At 69.2% G+C, this 6,000-nt stretch carries 5 protein-coding genes and 3 pseudogenes; 4 read left to right on the top strand and 4 right to left on the bottom strand.

Features of this window, described 5'->3' with window-relative positions:
- Positions 1-509, top strand: a pseudogene (locus I0C86_RS39780) (hypothetical protein); the annotation flags it as partial.
- Entirely contained in the window at positions 506-1,642 is a 1,137-nt protein-coding gene (locus I0C86_RS39775; protein ID WP_196206478.1) for a substrate-binding domain-containing protein, read from the top strand. The pseudogene I0C86_RS39780 and the gene I0C86_RS39775, both read left to right, overlap by 4 nt.
- A gap of 190 nt (positions 1,643-1,832) precedes the next feature.
- Here the strand turns inward: I0C86_RS39775 and I0C86_RS39770 are convergent, their stop codons facing one another.
- Entirely contained in the window at positions 1,833-3,296 is a 1,464-nt protein-coding gene (locus I0C86_RS39770; protein WP_230395570.1) for an RICIN domain-containing protein, read from the bottom strand.
- Between the two features lie 196 nt (positions 3,297-3,492).
- Positions 3,493-3,591, bottom strand: a pseudogene (locus I0C86_RS44690) (AbfB domain-containing protein); the annotation flags it as partial.
- Positions 3,592-3,657: 66 nt separating this feature from the next.
- On the opposite strand from I0C86_RS44690, the gene I0C86_RS44200 reads away from it, so the two are divergent.
- Complete coding sequence (locus I0C86_RS44200) at positions 3,658-3,855, top strand: hypothetical protein (protein ID WP_230395569.1); 198 nt, start codon at positions 3,658-3,660, stop codon at positions 3,853-3,855.
- Positions 3,837-4,175: pseudogene (locus I0C86_RS44195) on the top strand (hypothetical protein); the annotation flags it as partial. The gene I0C86_RS44200 and the pseudogene I0C86_RS44195, both read left to right, overlap by 19 nt.
- On the opposite strand, the gene I0C86_RS39755 reads toward I0C86_RS44195, so the two are convergent.
- Both I0C86_RS39755 and I0C86_RS39750 read right to left on the bottom strand, forming a co-directional pair.
- The gene (locus I0C86_RS39755) at positions 4,123-5,298 is read right to left on the bottom strand and encodes a zinc-dependent alcohol dehydrogenase (RefSeq protein ID WP_196206476.1); all 1,176 of its coding nucleotides are present in this window, start codon (positions 5,296-5,298) and stop codon (positions 4,123-4,125) included. The pseudogene I0C86_RS44195 and the gene I0C86_RS39755 overlap by 53 nt on opposite strands.
- Positions 5,295-5,783 (bottom strand): hypothetical protein, encoded by a 489-nt coding sequence (locus tag I0C86_RS39750; RefSeq protein ID WP_196206475.1) that lies wholly within the window; start codon positions 5,781-5,783, stop codon positions 5,295-5,297. Before I0C86_RS39750 ends, I0C86_RS39755 begins: the two co-directional genes overlap by 4 nt.
- Positions 5,784-6,000: the final 217 nt, after the last annotated feature.

The following is a 6,000-nucleotide window of genomic DNA, read 5'->3' as shown; positions in this document are numbered from 1 at the left end:
CCCCCGGCCAGGCCCCCGGCCAGGCCCCCGGCCAGGGCTTCGCCGCCCGTCACATCGCCCGTGCCTGCGACGACACCAGGGCCGAGGCCACCATGGACATCGCCGCCGCGTACCCGCGGCCGGACCTGCGGCATTGGTGGCGCACCGCCCGGCTGGAGCGGCACAGCGGCCGCGTCGTGGTGGTCGACGCCTGGACGCTCGACCCGACCGCCGAGCCGCCTCCGACCCACGTCCACCTGCTCGTCGCCGGTCAGGTGCGGCTCGGCGACGGGCGCGCCGAGGTCACCGCGCTCGACGGTGCCGGCCGGGTCGGGCTGAGCTGGCGCCCGGCGTCCGCCCCCTGCACAGCGACGGTACGCCCGATCGAGGACCCTATGCTCTTCGACGTGTGGGGAGCGCGGCTGCACCGGCTCGCGATCGACGTCACCGCGTTCGGACCGGCCGGCGAGTTCGTCCTCACCGTGGAGGCGCTTCCGCCGCACGAAGTGTTCTTCGGAGGTGCCCCATGACCAAGGACAGTCCCGCTGCCGGCACGACGGAGGCTCGCGGACCGCTGCAGGTCGCCCGCCGCCAGCATCTGCTGGAGGCGCTGCAACGCGACGGGGCGATGCGCATCTCCGACCTGTCCCACGCGCTCGGCGCCGCACCGGTCACCATCCGCCGCGACATCGCCCAGCTCGCCGCCGAAGGTCTGGTCAACCGGGTCCACGGCGGGGTCGCGCTGGTCACGCCGGGCGACACCCCGACCGCCGACGAGGCACCCGGCGCGGGCCTCGACTCGCTCGACGGACGCTCCCTCGGCATGCTGGTGCCCTCGCTGGACTACTACTGGCCGGACGTGGCCCGCGGCGCCGAGGAGGCCGCCCGCGAGCTCGACATGCGCGTGGTGCTTCGCGGCTCCTCGTACGACTCCGAGGACGACAAGCCCCAGCTGGCCCGGCTCGTGGAACGGATGGCCGTCGACGGCCTGATCATCGCGCCGCGCATGGACGCGCCCACCTCCGAGCGCACGATCGAGTGGCTCGACCAACTCGGCTTCCCCGTCGTCCTGCTGGAACGCACGGCCACGGTGGGCAGCCACCACGCCGTGATGGAGTCGGTGGTCACCGACCACGCGCTCGGCGCGGCCATGGCGGTGCGGCACCTCACCTCCCTCGGGCACCGCAAGGTCGGCCTGGTGGTCGCCGCCAACAGCCCCACCAGCCGGCACGTCCGGCGCGGCTGGCTCGACGCCACGGCAGAGTGCGGGCTGGACCCGGACGCCACCGTCGCGGCCGCGGTGCCGGACGCCCGCGCACCAGAGCGAGACGCCGCGCTCGACGCCGTCCTCCACCAGTGCCAGGTGACCGGCACCACCGCACTGCTGGTGCATGCCGACCCCGAGGCGATCGCGCTGGTGCAGCACTGCGAGGAGCGGCACCTGGCCGTGCCCGGCGATCTTTCCATCGTTGCGTACGACGACGAGGTCGCCGAGCTCTTCAGCCCACCGCTGACCGCGGTACGACCGCCACGGCGCTCGATCGGCCGCGCCGCGGTGCGGCTGGTCGCCGACCGGCTCACCGACCCCGAACGCCCCGCACATCGGGTCGTCATCAGCCCGTCCCTGCGGGTCCGCGAGTCGACCTCTCCGCCGCGCGCGTGACGGGCCGCCCCGGCCGGGGCCGCGCCGCACGCGAGGCCCGACCCGGTCGACGTCGCCGCGGCGTCCCACCCAGCAGCGCGGCGTGATTTCCCGTGCCCGCCGAGCCGCGCGGCACGCACGCTCCGGTACCGAGCACAGGCTCGGTACCGGAGCGTGCGGTCCACGCTCGGCGGTGACGTCGAGGCGACCGTCAGGCGGCCGTGCGCGACCACTGCTGGTTGGTGCCGGTGTGGCAGGTGTACTGGGTGAGGATCACGCCGTCCGCGGTCGACGCGGACGGGACGTCGACGCACTTGTTGCTGTGTCGTACGCGGAGTTGGAAGTAGCTGCCGTTGGTGAGCATCTGGAACTGCTGGTTGGTGCCGGTGCCGCAGGTGTACTGGATGAGTTGGGCGCCGTCGGCGGTGGAGGCGCTCACCACGTCGATGCACTTTCCGCTGTGTCGGCTGACGATGCGCCAGTAGCCGTTGCCGGCGTCCTGGAATTGCCACTGCTGCCAGGCGTTGCCGCCGTAGGTGTACTGGCCGATGCGCGAACCGTTGTCGGTGTTCGGTGATTGGACCTCCATGGCCTTGCCGCTGTGGCGCACATTGATCCGGTAGAACGTTCCTGTCGTTGGCGGAGGTGTCGTGGGGTCGCTGCCGATGGTGTCGCCCCAGCCGTAGCGGATCCGGTCGGCGCCGGAGGTGTTGCGGACGGTCAGGTTGAGGTCGGTGCCGCTGCCGCTGAGGGAGAACATCGAGTACCAGTCGTAGCCGATGGTGCCGGGTTTGCCACCGAGGGCGGGCCAGTAGGTGCCGCCCATGCCGTTGTCGCGCATGACCTGCGCCATGGCGCGGATGTAGCGCACGAAGTTGTCGGTGCTGCTCGCGTCGGCGTAGTTCCGGCCGTCGTTCATGGGCGCGCCGAACTCGGTGGCGACCGCCCGGGAGGCGCAGTTGCCGAGGCGGGTCTGGATGTGGCTGCGGAAGGCGTCGTAGGTCATCGCGCCGTAGAAGAAGGCGTAGTAGTGGAAGGAGAGCAGCGTCGAGTTGAAGCGGGTGTCGTTGCAGACGTCCCGAAGGTCCTGGCTGAAGCCGGTGCCGCCGATGAGCACCCGGCTGGGCGTCGCGGAGTAGTGGTAGCTGAGCCAGTTCGCCGCGACGTTGCGCCATTCCGTCGAGCTGTAACCGTGCGGTTCGTTCATCGGCTCGAAGTAGACGTTGGTGTTCGTGCCGTAGGTGTTGGTCACCGTCGACCACATCGTGTTCCACGCGGCGAGGTTGGTGATCCTGCCGCCGGAGGCGGCGCCGTCCTCCCAATAGGCGAGGATGACCTTGAATCCGCGGGCGGTGGCGGCGTCGATGGCGCCTCGGTAGGCCTCCCACCAGGCCGTGCCCACCGTGTGGGTGTTGATCGGCAGCCGGATGGTGTTGACCCCCATGGTGGAAGCCATGTCGTCGTAGAGGGCATTCGCCTTGGCCCGCACCGTCGCGTTGCTGTCGGACGAGCTGAGGCCCTGCACGACGAGCGGGCCGGTGCTGAAGTTGTCACCCAACACCGCCCAGTTCATCCCGCGGAACTGGCTGGTCGCGGCAGCCGCCGGCGACGACGCGACCACCACCACGCCGCCGCCCACCACCACGGTCAACGCAGCCACCAGGGTGACCAGCAACCGGGTCCTTGTCGTGAAATGTCCAATCACTAGATTTGGCCTCTCTGGGCTCCGACATCAACCTGATGTCTTCTGGGTTACATCGGTATCGGAACCGCCAACAGGACACCAGCCTTCGAACCCATACGTTCACGAACATTCGGATTCGTACACGGGACCGGTACGACCGCCGCCGATCGCACGGCGATGGCGGTTGTCAGGATGTCCGGCGGAAGGTGGCGTCGGCGCGGTCCGTGTCGGTGCCGATCACGTCGATCCGTAGTACGTGGTTGCTGTGCCTGACGTACCGGTCGGGGAAGTTGTAAGGACCGGTCGGGGAAGTTGTAAGGACTCCTTACCAGGCTGGTTTATGCTTCATGCGATGGACCTCGGGGACCGAGGGTCCCAGTTCAGGTTTCTGATCCGGGACCGGGACACCAAGTACACCGCTATCTTCGACGACGTGTTCACCGCCGAAGAGATTGAGATCCTGCGTAGCCCCCCGGCGCACCGCGCGCCAACGCCCACGCCGAACGGTGGGTACGCACGGTACGTCGGGAACGCCTGGACCGGATGCTGATCTACAACCCGCGGCACCTGCGGATCGTGCTGGACGAGTACGTCACGCACTACAACGACCCATCAGCCCCATCAGGGTCGGGCACAACGCCCACCGAACCGCGAGACACCACCTCCACCGGTGGTCGACCTGGCCACGATCCGGGTACAGCGGCGGAAGATCCTCCACGGCATGATCAGCGAATACTCGCAGGCAGCGTAGCCAGAACCAGGTTTACGAACGGCACAGGTGCGAGGGCAGAGGTGATGGTCGCGTCGGCGGTACCGGTCAGCTGGTGGGCTGGAAGACGGCCCGTACGCATCCGTCGAGCTTCTGTTTGAACATCTCGTAGCCGCGTGGAGCTTCGTCCAACGGCATGGTGTGCGTCGCGAGGTGCTCGGTGACCAGTTCGCCGCGGGCCATCCGCTCCAGCAGCATGGGAATGTAGCGCTGTCCGTGCTGTTGGGCGCCGCGCAGGGTCAGTCCCTTGTTCATCAGCGCGCCGAGCGGGAACTTGTCCACCAGGCCGGCGAACACGCCCAGGACGAACACGCTGCCGCCTTTGCGGCAGTTGTAGATCGCCTCCCGGGCGGCGATCGGTCGGTCGGACTCGATCCGCAACTGTTGCTTGACCTGGTCGTACCAGAGTTGCGGACCGTTGCTGTGTGCTTCCATCCCGACGGCCTCGATGCAGACGTCCGGGCCTCGACCGCCACTGCGCTCCAGCAACTCGGCGCCGATGTCCTGCTGCTCGTAGTTCAGCGTCTCGACGCCGAGATGCGTCTGGGCCATCTGGAGCCGGTTGTCGAGTCGGTCGATGACGATCACCCGGTCGGCGCCGAGCAGCACGGATGCGCGGGCCGCCATCTGTCCTACCGCCCCGGCGCCCCAGACCGCAACGACATCGCCCGGTTTCACCCCGGCGAGGTCGGCGCCCATCCAGCCGGTCGGGGCGGAGTCGGAGGCAAACAGCGCGCGTTCGTCGCTCACCGCGTCCGGGACGGTGAAGGCGCCCTGGTCGGCGTAGGGGACGCGGATGTACTCGGCGTGGCTGCCGGCGAAGCCCCCGAGGGCGTGCGAGTAGCCGTAGCAGCCTCCGGGCGCTGAGCCCCAGACGTTCTCGGTGATCGCCGGGTTCGTGTTGCCGTTGTCGCACAGCGAGAACTGTTGTTGCTGGCAGTACCAGCATTTGCCGCAGGAGATGAACGAGCAGACGACGACCCGGTCGCCTACTTTGTGGTTGCGTACCTGCGGGCCGACCTCGACGATCTCGCCGAGGAACTCGTGCCCGAGGACGTCGCCGCGTTCCATGAACGGGATGTACCCGCCGAGCAGGTGCAGGTCCGATCCGCAGGTCACGGTCCGGCGGACCCGGACGATGGCGTCCTGCTCGTTGCGGATCTTCGGGTCCGGAACCTGCCGCACCGCGAGTTCGTTGGCTCCCTCCCAGACCAGTGCCTTCACAGCCGTCCCTCCCGCCGACCCTGTCGGGTGGCCATCTGCAGTGGCTTGTTCAACGGAGTCGACTCGGTGGTGGGCGGATAGTCCGGGTGGAGAACCTCACTGGTCTCGATCAACTGTTTCGACTCTCGCAGCGCGGCCCGGATCGCCTGTTCGGGATCCCGGCCGGCGGCCCGCCGGGCGGCGGCGGCAAGAGGGAGTCGGGCGCCGTCGCGCAGCCGTACGGCGATCTCGGTGCCCCGGCCGCCAGCAGCCGGCCGGACCTGGATCTCGACGGCGTCGCCGAGCCCGGCCAGCGGCTCGGGGAACTGTCCGCCCGGAGCGACGTCACCGGCCGGTCGGTTCACCGTCGCCACATGCCACCTCGGCCCGCGCCGCCGTGCCTGACCCCGTTGCCACTGGTCGTTGCTCCGGCCAGCCCCGCCGAGCAGCCGCCGGGCGACCATCCCGCCGGCCAGCGCGACCGCTCCACCGATCAGCCACCGCATGTCCGCCCCCGTCGCTTGATCTGCTCGTGTGAGTGCCGTCGGTAAACGGCGTCCTTCAGACGCAAACCATCTCATATCGGATGGTCTCGTATGTGTGATTCGGACACTCGATGAGTTCCGTCAGCGGTCAACTGACCGCCGTCTGGGCAAGGCGGTGACGGATGTCTCGTGCCGGTTGGTTCGGACGGAGCCGCGCCGGACCGCCGTGGAGTTCGTG

The sequence above is a fragment of the Plantactinospora alkalitolerans genome (genome assembly GCF_015690345.1).
In the GTDB taxonomy this organism is placed as follows: Bacteria; Actinomycetota; Actinomycetes; order Mycobacteriales; family Micromonosporaceae; genus Plantactinospora; species Plantactinospora alkalitolerans.
Note: the sequence above shows the minus strand (reverse complement) of the source record. Positions and strands in the feature narration are given on the sequence as shown.